The organism is Prauserella alba (genome assembly GCF_024171735.1).
In the GTDB taxonomy this organism is placed as follows: domain Bacteria; phylum Actinomycetota; class Actinomycetes; order Mycobacteriales; family Pseudonocardiaceae; genus Prauserella; species Prauserella alba.
The window spans coordinates 129208-145547 of the sequence record NZ_JAMTCH010000006.1; the positions used below are offsets into that span (position 1 = coordinate 129208).

General features: G+C 71.2%; 15 protein-coding genes. 6 read left to right on the forward strand and 9 right to left on the reverse strand.

Features of this window, described 5'->3' with window-relative positions:
• Positions 1-55 precede the first annotated feature (55 nt).
• Together LY12_RS20575 and LY12_RS20580 are read left to right on the forward strand one after the other, a co-directional pair.
• Entirely contained in the window at positions 56-952 is an 897-nt protein-coding gene (locus LY12_RS20575; RefSeq protein ID WP_253859036.1) for a GntR family transcriptional regulator, read from the forward strand.
• Positions 953-1204: 252 nt separating this feature from the next.
• Positions 1205-1996 carry an IclR family transcriptional regulator gene (locus LY12_RS20580; protein ID WP_253859037.1) on the forward strand — a complete coding sequence of 264 codons (792 nt, stop codon included), beginning with the start codon at positions 1205-1207 and terminating at the stop codon, positions 1994-1996.
• Between the two features lie 28 nt (positions 1997-2024).
• On the opposite strand, the gene LY12_RS20585 is transcribed toward LY12_RS20580, so the two are convergent.
• Genes LY12_RS20585 through LY12_RS20625 form a run of 9 tightly spaced genes read right to left on the reverse strand, consistent with a single transcriptional unit; the run spans position 2025 to position 11736 of the window.
• Positions 2025-3494 carry a dihydroorotase gene (locus LY12_RS20585; RefSeq protein WP_253859038.1) on the reverse strand — a complete coding sequence of 490 codons (1470 nt, stop codon included), beginning with the start codon at positions 3492-3494 and terminating at the stop codon, positions 2025-2027.
• A 12-nt stretch (positions 3495-3506) separates the two neighbouring features.
• On the reverse strand, positions 3507-4904 hold the full coding sequence (locus LY12_RS20590) for an FAD-dependent oxidoreductase (RefSeq protein WP_253859039.1): 1398 nt from the start codon (positions 4902-4904) through the stop codon (positions 3507-3509).
• Positions 4901-5578: a hydantoin racemase gene (locus LY12_RS20595; RefSeq protein ID WP_253859040.1), complete on the reverse strand. Its 678-nt coding sequence runs from the start codon at positions 5576-5578 to the stop codon at positions 4901-4903. Before LY12_RS20595 ends, LY12_RS20590 begins: the two co-directional genes overlap by 4 nt.
• A complete protein-coding gene (locus tag LY12_RS20600; protein WP_253859041.1) occupies positions 5575-7014 on the reverse strand; it encodes an MmgE/PrpD family protein in 1440 nt (479 codons plus the stop codon). Before LY12_RS20600 ends, LY12_RS20595 begins: the two co-directional genes overlap by 4 nt.
• Positions 7014-7715, reverse strand: a complete 702-nt coding sequence (locus LY12_RS20605) for an ABC transporter ATP-binding protein (protein WP_253859042.1) — start codon at positions 7713-7715, stop codon at positions 7014-7016. The genes LY12_RS20600 and LY12_RS20605 overlap by 1 nt, the downstream gene beginning before the upstream one ends.
• Complete coding sequence (locus LY12_RS20610) at positions 7702-8439, reverse strand: ABC transporter ATP-binding protein (protein WP_253859043.1); 738 nt, start codon at positions 8437-8439, stop codon at positions 7702-7704. The genes LY12_RS20605 and LY12_RS20610 overlap by 14 nt, the downstream gene beginning before the upstream one ends.
• Positions 8436-9500 (reverse strand): branched-chain amino acid ABC transporter permease, encoded by a 1065-nt coding sequence (locus LY12_RS20615; protein ID WP_253859044.1) that lies wholly within the window; start codon positions 9498-9500, stop codon positions 8436-8438. The genes LY12_RS20610 and LY12_RS20615 overlap by 4 nt, the downstream gene beginning before the upstream one ends.
• Entirely contained in the window at positions 9497-10492 is a 996-nt protein-coding gene (locus LY12_RS20620) for a branched-chain amino acid ABC transporter permease (RefSeq protein ID WP_253859045.1), read from the reverse strand. The genes LY12_RS20615 and LY12_RS20620 overlap by 4 nt, the downstream gene beginning before the upstream one ends.
• 2 nt (positions 10493-10494) lie before the next feature.
• Positions 10495-11736, reverse strand: a complete 1242-nt coding sequence (locus LY12_RS20625) for an ABC transporter substrate-binding protein (RefSeq protein ID WP_253859046.1) — start codon at positions 11734-11736, stop codon at positions 10495-10497.
• Positions 11737-11975: 239 nt separating this feature from the next.
• On the opposite strand from LY12_RS20625, the gene LY12_RS20630 reads away from it, so the two are divergent.
• Genes LY12_RS20630 through LY12_RS20645 form a run of 4 tightly spaced genes read left to right on the forward strand, consistent with a single transcriptional unit; the run spans position 11976 to position 16217 of the window.
• A complete protein-coding gene (locus LY12_RS20630; protein WP_253859047.1) occupies positions 11976-13163 on the forward strand; it encodes a CaiB/BaiF CoA transferase family protein in 1188 nt (395 codons plus the stop codon).
• Positions 13160-13999, forward strand: coding sequence for an HpcH/HpaI aldolase/citrate lyase family protein (locus LY12_RS20635; protein WP_253859048.1), 840 nt, complete (start codon positions 13160-13162; stop codon positions 13997-13999). The genes LY12_RS20630 and LY12_RS20635 overlap by 4 nt, the downstream gene beginning before the upstream one ends.
• Positions 13996-14817 (forward strand): cyclase family protein, encoded by an 822-nt coding sequence (locus tag LY12_RS20640; RefSeq protein WP_253859049.1) that lies wholly within the window; start codon positions 13996-13998, stop codon positions 14815-14817. The genes LY12_RS20635 and LY12_RS20640 overlap by 4 nt, the downstream gene beginning before the upstream one ends.
• Positions 14814-16217 (forward strand): MmgE/PrpD family protein, encoded by a 1404-nt coding sequence (locus LY12_RS20645; protein WP_253859050.1) that lies wholly within the window; start codon positions 14814-14816, stop codon positions 16215-16217. The genes LY12_RS20640 and LY12_RS20645 overlap by 4 nt, the downstream gene beginning before the upstream one ends.
• The last annotated feature ends 123 nt before the right edge of the window (positions 16218-16340 follow it).

Genomic DNA, 16340 nt, shown 5'->3' on the forward strand with positions numbered 1-16340 from the left:
CCACCCCACCGGCCTGCCGGTGCCGGACTCGGCCGGCTTCGTAGACTGCTGCGCCATGGGCGTCGACCGCAGCACACGCGCACCGCTGCACCAGCAGGTCGCGGACGCGTTGCGCCAGGAGATCCTCGGCCACGACCTCCCGCCCGGGGAGGCCCTGCCGAGCGAAGCGACGCTGTGCGACCGGTTCGGCGTCGCACGCAGTGTCGTGCGCCAGGCCGTCGCCGGTCTCGCCGGCGACGGCCTCGTGATCCGCAGGCAGGGCAGGCCGACGATCGTCGCACCTCCCGCCGAGTACCGCCGCCTGGTGCAGCGCGCCACCGGCATGTTCGACCAGTTCGCGCGGCGCGGGCACCAGTTGCGCACGACGATCCGCGACCTCTCCCCCGCACCGCCCCCACCCGGCGGACGCGACTTCCTCGGCACCGACGACACGATCCGGATCGAACGGGTCCGCCTCGTCGACGGCGACCCACTGTCCTATGTGCGCACCTGGCTGCCCGCCGAGCGCGTACCGGACCTGCGCGCCGAGCATCTCACCGACGCGTCGTTGCACCGGCTGTTGACCCGGAACTACGACCTGCGCCCGATGCGAGGCAGGCGGCAGGTCCACGCCGTGGCGGCCGACGAGCTCCTCGCCGACGCGCTCGACGTCGCCACCGGCGGACCGCTGCTGCTACTCGAAGGCGGCACGACCGATCAGCACGACCGGCCCCTCGAATGGTTCAGTGCCTGGCACCGCGCCGACCGCGTGGTGTTCGACATCGACGTCTCCGAGTCCATGGAGACGCTCCGCCTCGACTCGGCCGAGGCCGGGCACCCCGCGGACGAGGGTGCCCGTGCCGACCATGGCGATGACGTCGCCGGTGACCACGGCGGTGAGCCCGGCGGCGACACCGTCGACCTCGAACGCGCGCGCAGGCTCCTCGCCGAGCTGACCCGTATCCTCGGTTGACGCTCTACAGGGATGGCGTCGTGGGCGCAGAACCTGCGCAATTCATTCCGCCTGCCGGAACAATCGTTCGTCGTCACCCGGTAGTGATCCCGCTTGACCCCCGATTTCGGCTGGTGGGACACTTGACGCGACCATTCCTTCAACAGAAACGATGTCGTGGCCGAACGCATGGTTCCGTCCTCGCAGGCTCCGTTTTCGCAGGGCGCGTCACCCCAGCACTCGTCACCCCAGCAGCCGCCTCCCCATAGCGCCGTGCCGTCGCAGGGCGGTACGGGCACCGAGGCCGCAGCGCGCGTCGCCGACGTGCTGTTGCTGTTCACCGGCGGCCCCGAGTATCTGGGTGTCAGCACGATCAGCCGCCAACTCGGCATCTCCAAGGCCGTCGTGTACCGCATCCTCCAGTCGCTGGTGTCGCGGGACGTGCTGGCCACCACGCCCGGGGTCACCGGCTACCGACTCGGCCCCGCGGCGGTCGCACTCGGCGCCAGCGCGCTCCGCCGGTTCGACGCCAAGACCGCGGCCGCCCCGGTACTCCGGCGCCTCCGCGACGAGACCGGCGAGACCACCACGCTCTCCGGCCTGGTCGGCGACGAACGGGTGTACCTCGAGCAGTTCGACAGCCGCGCCGAGATCAAGATGACCGTCGACATCGGCACCCGTTTCCCGCTGCACGCCGGATCGTCGGGCAAGGCGATTCTCGCGCAGCTGCCGCAGTGGCGGCGCGAGGAGATCCTCGAAGGCGGCCTCGGCGCGCTGACCGACCGCACCGTCACCGATCCGGCCACGCTGCGCGAGCAGCTCGACGCCATCGGCGCCGACGGGGTCGCGGTGTCCCTCGGCGAACGGCAGAGCGGCGCCGGCTCCGTCGCCGCCGCGCTCGTGACACCGGACGGCGAGGTGCACGGCGCGATCAGTGTCTGCGGTCCCGAGTACCGCTTCACGCCGGAGAAGATCGAGCGCTACCGCGAACTCGTGCGCGAGGCCACCACCGAGATCATCCGGAACTGGACCAACGGGCCCGCCGCGGGCGGGCACCGGGGCTGACCCCGGCCCCGCCCCGCGGCATGCGGGTTCAGCGGCCGCGGGCCAGGTAGCGGCCGACCGGGTCACCCTGCACCGTGCCGTCGGCGAACACGTGGTTGCCGCGCACGAAGGTGTCGGTGACTCTGGCCGTCATGTCGAAGCCCTCGAACGGCGTGTACTCCTGCGTGGATTCCGAGTCGGCCGCGCGCACCGTCCACGTCGCGGTCGGGTCGACGAGCGCGATGTCGGCGTCGTAGCCCTCGGCGATCGTGCCCTTGTTGAGCAGGCCGTAGCGCCGGGCCGGATTCCACGACGTCAGCTTCGCGACCCGTTGCGGCGACAGGCCGCGCTTGGCGCCCTCGCCGACCAGCCCCGGCAGCAGGTACTCGGCGCCGCCGAACCCCGATTTCGCGACGAACACGTCGTCACGGTCGTCGCCGAACTTCAGTTCGTCCTTGCAGCAGGCGTGATCGCTGACGACCCAGTCGACCTCACCGGCCAGCACGTGCCGCCACAGCGCCTCGACGTCCTCCCGTTCACGCAGCGGCGGGTTGACCTTGCCGCCGACGCCGCTGGCGGTGTCCACGTCGGCCAGCAGATGGCCGACCGTGATCTCCCTCCGGAAGTCCACGTGCGGGAACGTCCCCGCCATTCGCAGCGCCGCGTCCAGCGCCTTCTCCGACGACAGGTGCAGCAGGTTGATGTTCGGCAGGCCGGTCTCGTGAGCCAGGTACGACGCGATCGTCACGGCCAGGCCCTCCGAGTGGGGCGGGCGCGACCGGCTGTAGGCACGCAGCCCGGACAGCGACGGGTCCTGCTCGACGAGCTTCGTGTACGCGGTCATGATCTCCGCCGTCTCGCAGTGCAGTGACAGCGAGAGGTGATCGGCGTAGTCCGGCAGTGCCTCCCGTGCCGCCTGGATGCCGCGCATGACGAACTCGAAGTGCGCCAGGTCGTAGCGCTCCTCGGGCGGGATCATGAGGAAGTCGCTCTGACTCGCCGACCGCCCGTGGAGGCCGTGGCTGCCGTAGAACATGAAGATCTTGAACGACGTGACGCCGTGCTGTTCGACCAGGTACGGGATCTCGTCGATGTGCTGCGACATCATCGGCGCGAGGTGGAAGGCGTAGTCCACATAGGCGTTGCCGGACGCGGCCGAGAGCACCTCGGGGAAGAACTCGCGGTACGGGCCGCCCTTGTTGAGGTAGTACTGCCCGGTGCGCATGTAGGTCAGCGCCGTGGTCACCCCGCCCTGCGCGCTCGCCCTGCTCTCGGTGCGCGTGTCGGCGGGCAGCTCGTTGTAGATGCCCCAGTGCTGGTGCGCGTCCACCACGCCGGGGAACGCCAACAGGCCGCGGCCGTCGACGACGTTCGCGGCGTCCTCGCGCGACTGTCCACTCGCGACGCGCGCGATCGTACCGTCGTTGACCGCGATGTCGGTCGTCTCCGGCGCCGCGTTGTCCGGATCGTCGGGGCGCACCACCCGGACATCGGTGATGAGCAGTTCCGTCGTCGCCATCTGTCGTTCTCCTTACTGCGTGTGCGAATACCGCCGGGCCACGTCGTCGGCGGCCAGCCAGGCCAGGCCGAACGCCGGCAGCAGCCCGTTGCCCGGCAGATAACCGGCGGCGCCGCGGCCGGAGATGCCGGCCGCCGCGCCACCTGCGGCGTACAGACCGGGGATCGGCCGGTCGTCGGCGTCGACGACGGCCGCGCGCTGGTCGACCAGCAGGCCTCCTTGCGTGTGGAACAGGGCCGGCACGACCCGGACGGCGGCGAGCCTGCCCGTCAGCGGGCGCTCCCAGTTGGTCCTGCCGAACCGGTCGGGGCGCTCGCCGCGCGCGGCCGCGGTGCTGTCGGCGACCTCGGCGGCCAGCGCCGCCGCCGGCAGGCCGGTCACCTCGGCGAGCTCGGTGGCGTCGGCACCCCACACGACGGCGCCCGCGTCGACGTTGTCCTGGAAGTCGCGGAACGGCAGGCACTGCCGGTGGATCGTCTCGTCGATGACGATCCACCCGGTGGCCCCGCGCCGCGCGGCCAGTTCCGCCGCGTACTCCGAGTAGCCGCGGGTCTCGTCACCGAAGCGCCTGCCGTCGAGGTCGACGAGGATGCCGCCGTGGATGATCGTCGCCCACCCGACGAGCGTGCCGGACTTCGCGCCGACCGCGCCGTGTCCCTGGTAGGCGTCGAGGAAACCGGATGCGGCACCGAGCTTCCGCCCGATCCGCAGCGCGTCACCGAGCGAGTGCTCGCCGCCCTGGTACAGCGCCCCGGCGATCTCGGGCAGATGTTCGGCCACGAGACCGCGGTCGGCGCCGAAGCCGTTCGTGGCGAGCAACACCGCCCGGGTCGGGATCTCCTCCTCCGCACCGTCCGGGTACCGCACCACCACGGCACGCACGGCTCCGTCGTCGTCGAGCCGGACGTCGGTCAGCCGCGCAGGTGCCAGCAGCTCGATGCCGGGATGCTCACCGGCGCGGCGCGCGAGGTGATCGATCACTCCGGAGCCGTGCCTGCCCGGGATGGTGTGGCAGCGCGGGACCGTGTGACCGGGATAGTTGAAGTCGGTCACGAGCGACAACGGCAACCCCGCCGAGTCGGCGAGCCACTCCACCAGCGGGGCACTGATCTCGGCCAGTGTCCCGGCCAGCCGCGGGTCCGCGGTGCCGTGGGTCTTGGCCATGATGTCACCGACGAACCGTTCCGGCCCGTCGTCGATCCCCGCGTCGGCCTGCCAGCGCGATCCGGCTCCGGGGAACATCGCCGTGGACATGGACGTGTTGTTGCCCCTGCGGAAGTGTTCGCTGGCCTCGACCACGAGCACGCTGAGCCCGTGTTCGGCAGCGCGCAGGGCGCCGGCGAGACCGCCGCCGGCCCCGGCGACGACGAGGTCGGGCCCCTCGGTCTCGGTCGGGTCGGGACCGGTCATGCGGTCGGCGCTCCTTCCACGGTCAGCAGCCGCAGCGCGAGCGCGGTCGGGTCGACGATGCGCGCGGCCAGGTCGGCGGGTTCGACGTCCACCGCGGAGCAGCCGTTGAGCACCGCGGTGGCTCCGCGCTCGGCGAGCCGGGTGACCGCCCCGCCGAGCGCGGCGTTCCAGGTGGCGGTGTCGGCGATGGCGTCGAACGGCAGGTCCAGCACCTCGACCCCCGCCGAGTACGCCACCAGACCGTACGCCGCGAGCCGCCGGGTCAGCTCCGCGGCGATCGCCTCGTTGCGGACGACAGCGCCGAACCGCTCGCCACGGGCCGCCAGCACCCCCGCCGAGAGCTTCAACAGCCCGTGGATCGTCGTGCCCGATGGCGCCGCGCCGCCGGTGCCGACCCCGGCGGGCACGGCCGGGTCCAGCACGCAATCGGGAAACGCCAGGTCCCAGCCCGCCGTCCGGTCGGCCAGTGCGGCGTCGAGCGCCGATGCGACGGCCCGCTCCGAGACGCGCACAGCGGTATCGGTGTCCAGCGCCCCCGGCGCCGCCGGGCCGACATCGCGCAGCACGATCTCGAGTCCCGGCGGTGCCAGCCGGTCGTACCGGCTCTGCCGCCTGCGGATCTCCTCGTCCGGCAGCTGGATCGGGGTCACGGCCAGTGCACGTACCACGCTCATTCCTCCTTCTCCGGGGCAGCGCCGTCCGGGGCAGCGCCGTCCACGGCGGATCCGGTCGGGCAGCCGCCACCCGGAGCGGGTCCCGCGGGCACACCGGCGAGTCCACGCAGGGCGTCCCCGACCCGCGGCAAGGACGCGAACTCACGGCTGAACAGCGCCAGCCGGTCGAGCAGGTCGTCGTCGCCGAGCCAGCGGCGGAGCAGGTCGGTGACGGCGGCACGGCCGAACGGCCGGTGATCGGCGTCGCCGACCGGATTGGGCACCTCGGCGATGCGGGTGTCGCCGTCGGCGTAGCGCACGGTCACTCGGGTGGCGCGTTCCGCAGGCAGGCGGGCCGTCAGGTCGTCGGCGGCGACGACGGTCACCCTGCGGGCCAGCTCCCGCAGCCCCGGATCGTTCAGCCGGCCGGCGGCGTAGGTCTGCGGCCCGACGGCGCCGTCGAGGGCAGCGGCCGCGACGACGAACGGCGTCGAGAACATCGCCGACAACCGGTTGTCCCAGTCCACTCCGGACAATCCGGCGCCCAGCCGGTGCGTCTCCACCTGCACCTCGGCGATGGGCCTGCCGTCGGCGAGTTCGAACATCGCGTCCGCTGCCGGGTGCGTGAACGAGCACGACGCATGCCGCTTGAAGTAGCCGGCCGTGATGTCCCACCGCGTGCCCAGCCCTGCCGTGAGCTCGTGGGGATCGAACTCGCCCAGGAGCGCCCCGAGCGACAGGCCCGCGGTGCCGGTGTTCCTGGCGACGCCGGCGCTCGCCATGCGCGCGGCGGCGAGACCGGAGGTGTTGGCGGCCCCGAGCCAGGCGTCCCGGACCGGATTGCCGGTCGTCGCGGAGTCGAAGTGACCGGCGATCGGCATGCCGGCTCCGGTGTCGACGGCGGCTGCGCACGCCTCGGGACCGAGGCCGAGGAGCCGGGCACATCCGGCCGCCGCGCCCGCGACGCCCCAGTTGCCGTGCGGGTGCGCTCCCGCACGCAGACCGGTGGCGCGGCCGAACCGGGCCGCCACCTCGTACGCGGCCAGCAGCGCCGCGGCGGTGTCATCGCCGGAGGAGTCGCGCTCCGCCGCGAGTGCCAGCACCGCGGGAAACCCGTGTACCGCGGGATGCCCCTTGGCGTATTTGTTGCCCTCGTCGAGCTCGAGACACGCCATCGCCACGGCGTTCAGCCACGCCGCGGTGTCGATCGGCGCCCTCTCTCCCGTACCGAACAGCGGGGCCGGCCCGGTCGGTGCGGTCCACGCCCGCCGCAACGCGGTCTGGTCGGCTGTCCTGGCGCCCACCGCGGCGACGCCCACGACGTCGAGCACCACGAGACCGAGCCGGTCGACGACGGCGGCCGGCACCGCGGCGAGGTCCAACCGCGACACCCACTCACCGAGTCCTGCCGTGGCGGCCACCGCGGGAGTCCCCGACATCGTCGTGTGCCTGTCCATCACAGTCCCAGGTACGCCTTCCGCACACGTTCGTCGTCGGCGAGTTCGCCGCCACCGCCGGACAGCACGACCGATCCGCTCTCCATGACGTAGGCCCGGTCGGCGATGGCCAGTGCCTGCTTCGCGTTCTGCTCCACGAGCAACACCGACACTCCGGTGTCACGAACCTCGCGCACCGCGTCCAGCATCGTCCAGGTCAACTTCGGCGACAGGCCGGTCGACGGTTCGTCGAGCAGCAACAGCCGCGGTCCCGCCATCAACGCGCGCCCGATCGCGAGCATCTGCTGCTGGCCGCCGCTGAAGGTCTGCGCCACCTGGCCGCGGCGCTCGGCGAGGATCGGGAACAGTTCGTACACCTGGTCCAGCCGCGTCGTCGTATCCCCGGCCGACGCGGTCCACGCTCCCATCCGGAGGTTCTCCTCGACGGTCAACGTGCCGAACAGAGCGCGGTCCTCGGGCACGTGCACCAGCCCGTCCCGCACGAGCATGTCGGGCCTGCGCCCCGCCGTGTCGGCGCCGTCGAACACGATTCGCCCCGAATGCGGTGCGAGCTGCCCGCAGATGCTGCGCAGCGCCGTGGTCTTGCCCGCGCCGTTCGCGCCGACCAATGCGACCAGTTCCCCCGCGCCGACGTGCAAGTCCACTTCGTGCAGGATGCGCATGCGCCCGTATCCGGCGCTCAGTTTCTCAAGCGTCAGCATGGGGCGTCGGCTCCTCCCCGAGGTAGGCGTCGATCACGCGCGGGTCGGCCGTGACCTCGTCGGGCGTGCCGGTGGCCAGCACGGCGCCCTGGTCCATGACCAGCACGCGGTCGGACAACCGCATCACCGCGGCCATGATGTGCTCGATGAACACCAGCGTCGTGCCGTCCTGCTGCCGGAGCTCGGCCAGCAGGTCGAGGACGGGCTCACGCTCGGCGGGCAGCAGGCCGGCGAGCACCTCGTCGAGCAGCAGCACCCGCGGCCGCGCGGCGAGCGCCCTGGCCAGTTCGAGCCGTTTCAGGCCGGCCGTCGGCAGTTCGGTGGCACGCCGGTGCGCCCACTCCGTCAGTCCGACCCGCTCGACGACCTCCATGGCACGCTCGCGCAGCCGCTCCGGCCCACGCGTGTGGTGCTGCGCGGCCAGGCTCACGTTCTCCGCCACCGTCATGCTCGCGAACGGCCGCATCAGCTGGAAGGTCCGCACCATGCCACGACGTGCGATCTTCTCCGGCTTGCGGCCGGTCACGTCACTGCCGTCGAAGTGCACCGAACCCGCATCGGGCTTCAGCGCACCGCAGATCACGTTGAACAGCGTCGTCTTGCCGGCGCCGTTCGGGCCGATCACCCCGACGATCTCGCCCTCCGACACGGACATCTCCACATCGGACAGGGCGTGCAGGCCACGGAACTTCTTGTCCACGCCGGACAGTTCGAGCACACTCATCGGCGCCGCCTTTCCGCAACCTTCTCGGCCAGAGTTCCGAAGATGCCCTTCGGCATGAGCCGCACGATGAGAATCAGCATCACGGCGTACAGGATGACGTCGAGTCCGCTGCGTCCCTGCAGGAAGCTCAGGAACTCTGGCGGGGTCGCCAGCAGCGTCGCCGTCACGTCCGAGAGCGAGCCCACGATCACCGCTCCCACGACCGGCCCCCAGATCGTGCCGATCCCGCCGATCACGGCGGTGACGATCGCCTCGATGGACACCGAGGAACCGAACGCCAGCTGCGGATCGATGAACAGGTAGTACTGCGTGTAGAAGGCTCCCGCGACCGCGGTGATCGCACCCGAGAGCGCCACGGTCAGCAGCTTGTGCCGCATCACAGGTGCCCCGACGGAGGCGGCCGCCAACTCGTCGTCCCGGATCGCCACGACGTAGCGACCGGCCGCCGAGTGCCGGAACAGGATGCTCAGGGCCACGGCCCCGCCCGCCAGCACGAGCGCGATCCAGAAGTAGGCGGGCGACCCGGCCGGGAACTGCAGCTGACCCACCGACGATCCCTGGATCAGCGGCACCTGATATCCGACGGCACCGTTCACGGCGTCGCTGCTGGTGGTGATCAATCGCAGCATCTCCGCGAACGCGAAGGTCGCCAGCGCGAAGTACGCACCTTTGAGGTCGTACCGGAACGAGAAGTAGCCGATCACCATCGCCACGGCGGCCGCGACGACCATGCCGGCAGCCATGCCGACCCACGGCGACACACCGTGCTCGACCAGCAGGTACGCACTCGTGTAAGCGCCGAGGCCGAAGTACGCGGCGTGCCCGAAGCTGAACATCCCGCCGAAGCCGCTCATGATGTTCCAGCCGACGGCCATGATCAGGAAGATCAGGATGCGCACGGCCACCGCGCCCTGCGCGGGCGGCAGGATCAACGGCAACGGGACAGCCAGCAGAACCAGCACGGCCAGCACGGCGAACTGCCGATTCTGCGGCCGCAGCGGTGGCGCCGCGGGCCCGGCGGGCCGTGTCGGCGGCCGCGACTCGACTGCGGTGTCGGTCATGTTCGCCTCCCGAACAATCCTTGCGGACGCAGGAACAGCACCAGCACGAACACCACGAACACGCCGAGCAGGGAGCTCTGGCCGTCGAGATAGATCGTGGTGAGCTGTTCGACCAGGCCGATCAGCAGCCCGCCGACGAGCGCGCCGACGACGTTGCCCATGCCACCGAGGACCACCACGACGAACGCGGTGATGTTGAACTGCTCGCCCAGCGTCGGCGTGACCGAGAGCAGCGGCACGGCCAGCGCCGCCGCCGCACCGGCACAGGCTGCGCCGATGGCGAAGGTCAACGTGTGGATCCGGCGCACATTGATACCGACCAGTTCGGCCCCGGGACTGTTGGACGCGACCGCGCGGATCGCCGTGCCGAGCCGGGTGTGCTGCAACATCCAGTACAGCACCAGGCCGAGTGCCACGGCGCCCAGGAACGCGTACAGCCGCGACCCGGATACCACGGCGCCGAACACGTCGAGGTGCGTCTCGCCCGGCAACGTCACGTTCTTCGGCTCCGCCCCGAGGAACAGCAGCAGTCCGTTCTCCAGCAGCAGCGACAGTCCGAGCGTGATGAGCAACTGGTTCTCCAGCGTTGCTCCGCCTGCACCGGACAGCAGTCCGCGGTGCACGAGCGCACCGACGAGGAACAGGGCGGGCACGGTCACCAGCATCGTCAGGTACGGGTGCAGTCCGGTCACCGCCACCACGCCGAACGAGAGGAACATGGCCACGGCCAGCATCGCGCCGTGGGCGAAGTTCACGATGTCGAGCACGCCGAAGATCAGCGTGAGGCCCATCGCGATCAATCCGTACAGCCCGCCGGTCAGCAGGCCGGTCACCACCGACTGCCAGACCACGATGCCGCTGCCGGACTGAATCAGCGCGACGGCGATGGCCACCGCCACCAGAGCGCCCACGACCCCGGCGCGCTTCAGGACCGCGACCGTGGCCGACGGCGCCCGCGTTTCCGGAGCGTCACTGTCGATCGTCGCCGTCATCGTCACCACGCCACCGAGTAGTCTGGGTCGGATTCGGCCTTCTCCGGGGGATACACCTGTTTCACCCGTCCGTTCTGAATCTGCATGAGCACCGCGGCCGAGTTCACGTTCTCCCCGTCCGGACCGAACCGGACCGGGCCGTCGCCGACGGTGAGGGGGTCGATCTCCGCGCGGGCGATCCCGTTGCGCACGGCCGCCGGGTCGGTGCTGCCCGCCTCCTCGACACCGGCGGCGATGGCCTGGACCGCGTCGTAGGACAGGACCGCACCGGTGCGCATCGGTGCTCCGAACCGCTGTCGGTACTCCTCGCGCAACCTCCGGGTCTCGGGGTTCTGCGCGTCGAAGTGATAATTGGTGCTGAAGTACCGGTCGCCGAGTTCGCCGGCGTCGGACACGAATTTCGGCTGGTCGTAGGCGCCGTTCGAGACGCCCCACACCGCGTCGAGATCAGGTTTCACGGCATCGACGGCCTGCGCGATGAGCAGGCTGTCGCCGTAGTAACCGGCGACGACGAGCACATCGGCGCCGGAGGCCTTGACCTGTGTGATCTGCGAGGTGAAGTCCGAGGCCGTGGTCGCGTCGTAGCTGATCCGCGGGCCGACCTCCATGCCCAGCTTCTCCGCCGCCGTCTCGAAGGCGTCGGCCGCACCGGTGCCGAAATCCGTGTGCTCGTGGAGCACGGCGACCCGCTCGGCGGGTTTGCCCGCCTGTTCGGAGACCTGTTCGAGGTACTCGGCCGCCGACTCGGAGATCTTGGCGCTGCCCGGCTGCACCCGGAACGAGTAGCGGTAGCCGTGCTGGAAGATCTCGTCCGATGCGGTCACGTCCATGACGAACGGCACCTCGTTGCGCTCTGCCACGACGGCCACGTTGCTGCTGACCGAACTCTGGTAGGTGCCGATCAGGCCGACCGCGCCGTCCGAGATCAGGCGCTGGGCCTCGCTCTGGCCGATCTCGGGCTTGCCCTGTGTATCCGCGGTCGCCAGCCGAACCTCTCGGCCGCCGAGCGAGGCGATGCCGCCGGAGTCGTTGATCTGTTCCACCGCGAGCTGCGCGCCGCGACGCATCTGCAGTCCGTCGACCGCCATCGACCCACTGACCGGGTGCAGTGCCCCGATCCTGACCGGACCGTCACCGCTACCGGCAGCGTCCCCCGCGGCGCCGGACGGCGCGGAACCACCGCAGCCCGCGGTCGCGAGCAGTGAACCCGCACCGAGGACGGCGATCAGCCTGCGAACGATCATCTCTGATCCCTGTTCCCTGAAGTGTTCCGCCGAAAGAAGTTGTTCCGCTTAGAGAAACATCATTCTGAAGTTGAGCTATCGTGACACCGACCGCAGCGATAGGTCAACAACCCTGCACAGCTTGACTACACGCGGTCAGCGGTGCCAACTTGAACCACCGGGGACGCCGGAGTCGCGAAACATGGCGGTTATCGTTGTTCCCCTAAACGAAACGCATGACGAAAGGCAGGTACCGCCCCATGACGGGCGCATTGTCGGGAATCCGCGTCCTGGACGTGGCCACGCTGTTCGCCGGCCCATTGGCCGCGACCACGCTCGCCGATTACGGGGCCGAGGTCATCAAGATCGAGCACCCCAACGGCGATCCGGTCCGCAACCACGGCGCGCAGCGCGACGGTGTCGGCCTGTGGTGGAAGCTGCTGGGACGCAACAAGAAAGCCGTCACGCTCTACCTCGGCTCTCCCGAAGGTCAGGAGATCTTCCGCGAGATGGTCGCCGACGCGGACGTGGTGATCGAGAACTTCCGTCCCGGCACGCTCGAACGCTGGGGTCTCGGCTACGACGAGCTCCGCAAGATCAACCCCGGGATCGTCCTCACCCGCGTCACCGGGTTCGGCCAGGTCGGGCCCTACGCCAAGCGCCCCGGGTTCGGCACCCTCGCCGAGGCCATGAGCGGCTTCGCCGCCATCACCGGCGAACCGGACGGCCCGCCGATGCTGCCGCCGTTCGGGCTCGCCGACGGCATCGCGGCGCTGGCGACGGCCTTCGCCGTGACGACGGCCCTGCGCGCGAGGGAACAGACCGGCCAGGGCCAGGTCGTCGACATGGCCATCATCGAGCCGATCCTGACCCTGCTCGGACCGCAGATCATCGCCTACGACCAGCTCGGCGTGCTGCAGGAGCGCACCGGTAACCGTTCGAGCAACAACGCGCCGCGCAACACCTACCGCACCAGGGACGGCAGCTGGGTCGCGATCTCCACCAGCGCCCAGTCGATCGCCGAGCGCGTCATGCGGCTCGTGGGCAGGCCCGAGTTCATCGACGAGCCCTGGTTCGCCAGCGGGGCCGAACGGGCGAAGCACGCCGACGAACTCGACGAGGCGGTCGGCTCGTGGATCGCCGCGCGCGACCGCGACGAGGTCATCACGGCCTTCGAGGAGGCCCAGGCCGCGATCGCGCCGATCTACACGGCGGCCGACATCGTCGAGGACCCGCAGTTCCAGGCACTCGGCACGATCGCCACCCTGCCCGACGACGAACTCGGGCCCGTGCGGATGCAGAACGTGCTGTTCCGCATGTCCGAGACGCCGGGTGCGATCAACTGGACGGGCGCGCCGGTGGGGGCGCACACCGAGGAGGTCCTCGGCGGGTACGGCGTGACGCCGCAGCGGCTGGCCCGGCTCCGCGAACAGGGGGTCGTACGGTGACGGCACCGGTGCGGACGTGGCTCTACGTTCCCGCCGACCGCCCGGAGCGGATCGCCAAGGCCCTGGCATCGGACGCCGACGCCGTGATCCTCGACCTCGAGGACGCCGTGGCCCCGGACGCCAAGGAGCGGGCGCGGCGCAACGTCGTCGCGGCGCTCGCCGACGGCCACCGCGCCTACGTGCGCGTCAACGAGTCCGGCACTCCACACGGGACGGCCGATGTGGACGCACTCGTCGCCGCTTCCGTCCCGCCGGCAGGGGTCCGGATTCCCAAGTGCGAGGACCCGGCGCAGCTGAGCGGGGTCGCCGAGCGACTCGGCGTGCCCGTGTACCCGATCGTCGAGTCGGCACGGGGCGTGGAATGCGCCTACGCCCTCGCCACCGCGCACCCTCTCGTGTCGGGCATCTCCCTCGGTGAGGCCGACCTCGCCGCGGACCTGCGCGTCACCGATCGGAACGCGCTCACCTGGGCGAGGTCCCGGGTGGTCGTGGCCGCTCGCGCGGCGGGCCTGCCCAGCCCCGCGCAGAGTGTGTGGACCGCGGTCCGCGACCTCGACGGCCTGCGCGCCGACACCGATGAGGGGCGGCGGGCGGGTTTCTTCGGCCGGTCGGTCATCCACCCGGAGCAGATTCCCGTGGTGCACGCGGCCTGCCGCCCCGACCCCGACGACGTGGCGTGGGCGCGGTCGCTTGTGGACACGGTGCGTGATTCCGGCGAGGCGGCGTGGATCGACTCCACGGGCCGCTTCGTCGACAAAGCGGTCGTCGAGCGAGCGCTGTGGCTGCTCGCGATCGCCGACGAGGACCAGAACGGCAAGGAAGGCCAGACGTCATGACACGTTCCCAGGACCCGCTGCTCGCCGCCGTTTCCGGCGGGGTCCGGCTCTACGAGCTCGGGCAGCCCTTCTTCACGGGCATGCCGTGTTCGCCGAACCATCCGGGTTTCCGGATGACGCTCATCCGCAGACACGGCGACATGGAACGCCCCGACGGCGGTTCGGCCGCCAACGAGATCATCGTCACCGGCGGCCACGTCGGCACCCACATCGACGCGCTCTCGCACGTGAGCCACTGCGGCGAGCTCCACGGCGGGGTCGACGCGGCCGAGGCACAGCAGGGCGGCACGTTCAGCACGCACGGGGCGGAGAACCTGCCGGGCCTGCTGCGGCGCGCGGTGCTGCTCGACGTGGCGGCCGTCCACGGTGTGCCGACGCTGCCCGCAGGGTACGGCGTCACCGCCGACGACCTCGCCGCGGCCGCCGAGCTTGCGGGTGCCGAACCGGGGCGGGGCGACGTCGCACTGGTGCGCACCGGCTGGGCACGCCACTTCGCGGACTCGGCGACCTACATGGGCAAGGAGACAGGTGTGCCGGGTCCGACCGTCGAGGCGGGACGGTGGCTGGCCGATCGGGGCGTCGTCGCGACCGGCGCCGACACCACGGCCTACGAACAGATCCCCGCGGGAGCGGGACACGCCGTCCTGCCGGTGCACCGAGTGCTGCTGGTCGAGTCGGGCATCTTCATCATGGAACACCTCAACCTCGAGGAGATCGCCGACGTGGGCGTCCGCGAGTTCAGCTTCCTGCTCGCTCCGCTGCGCATCACCGGCGGCACCGGTTCGCCGATCCGCCCGCTCGCGGCGGTGAGCGCATGAGCACGCTGGTGCAACGCCTCGCCCGGCTGGCGTCGGCGACTCGCGACGACGGCCTCGCCCCGGAACTACGGGACGACGTCGCACGCCGGGTTCTCGACGTACTCGGCAACAGTCTCGCCGCGACGGCGGAACCACCCGCCGAGGCGGTCGGCAGGCTCGTCCGGGAATGGGGCGGCGCGGGCCGGTCGACGGCCATCGGCGCACAACCCGTGCCGGAGCCGAGCGCCGCCCTGCTGAACGGCACGCTCGCCCACTCGCTCGACTTCGACGACACGCACCTGCCGTCGGTGCTCCACCCGTCGGCGTCCGTGGTACCCGCTGCGTTGGCCGTCGCCGAGTCACGGGGCGCGAGCGGCGCGCAGCTGCTCGATGCGATCGGTGTGGGCATCGAGGTGGCGGTGCGGCTCGGAATGGCCGGCTACGACTCGGACCTCGGCAACTCGGTGTTCTTCGAGCACGGCCTGCACGCCACGGCGATCTGCGGCGCGGTCGGCGGCGCCGTGTCGGCGGCGATGCTGTCCGGTGTGGACACCGACGGCATCGCCGACACGGTGGGGATCGCGGCGAGCATGGGCTCCGGTCTGCTCGAGGCGAACCGCACGGGCGGCACGGTCAAACGGATCCACTGCGGATGGGCCGCACACGCCGCCGTGACGGCCGCCGGGCTCGCGCGCGCCGGCATCACCGGTCCGCCGACCGTACTCGAAGGCCGGTTCGGCATGCTGCAGGCGTTCTGCGGCGACCGGGTCGACCTCGACGCCGTCACGACCGGGCTCGGCGAGCGGTGGGAGCTGCCGGGGATCTTCTTCAAGCCCTACCCGTGCAACCACTTCACCCACGCCGGCATCGACGCGGCGCTGCGGCTGCGGGCCCGCGGGATCGATCCCTCGGCGATCGAGAGCATCGAGCTCGGAGCACCCACGGCGGTGTTGCGGACCATCGGCCAGCCACCCGCGGAGAAGGCGGTCCCCAAGTCGGGGTACCACGCGGCGTTCTCCGGCCCGTACACCGTGGCCGCGGCGCTACTCGGGGGCGGCGGGCTCGGCGTGTTCCACGAGGACTTCACCGACGCCGCGGCCGCCGATCCGGACCGGCTGGCGCTCGCAGCCAGGGTGACGTGCGTTCCCGACGCGGAATGCGACCGGATCTTCCCGCACCAGTTCCCCGCGGTGCTGCGGGTTCGGCTGTCCGACGGCATCGAACTCAGCGAGCGCGTCGACGTCAACCGGGGTGGCCACGGCAATCCGCTGTCGGCCGACGAGCTCGCGACGAAGTTCCGGCTGAACGCCACGCGTGCCGTCACCGACGCGCGCGCCGAGCGGATCACCGAGCTCACCTACGGACTGGCCGGGCTACCCGACGTCACGGCGCTGACCGGGGAACTCGTCACCGACGCCTGAGCCGGCCGGGCTCGCCCGCTCCCCGCGTGGTCCGGGAGCGGGCGAGCCCGGATTCCGGGGGCCGTGGCGGGGCGAGCTGTCCGAGCCGAATCCCGGGAGTCACGTGCGCCGGCGCCGGATCGG